Here is a 237-nt window from a genome sequence, read left to right on the forward strand (position 1 = left end):
GCGGCGGGCCGGGCGGCTCGCACGGCGGGGCCCGCGGCCCCGGCGGTGTGCATGTCGATGATGGGTGCGAGGGCGCGGACCCTCGGCGCTTCGGCGGGGAGCGAGAGGGCGAGGAAGGTGGGCAGGTGGGTGCGGATGAGCCAGTCGAGGGCGAGGTACGAGCGGCGCTCGCCGGGGCCGTCGTCGCGGGTGCCGATGATGGGGGGGATGAGCGGAACGGGTTCCTGGCGCTGGGCG

General features: G+C 77.2%; 1 protein-coding gene. It reads right to left on the bottom strand.

Annotated features, from left to right (window positions below; translation table 11 throughout):
* Nucleotides 1-237, bottom strand: a 237-nt coding sequence (locus KVS71_RS18770) for a hypothetical protein (protein WP_217585288.1), incomplete at both ends; no start/stop codon positions are given.

Source organism: Microbacterium sp. GbtcB4 (assembly GCF_019091465.1).
Taxonomy (GTDB): Bacteria; Actinomycetota; Actinomycetes; order Actinomycetales; family Microbacteriaceae; genus Microbacterium; species Microbacterium paraoxydans.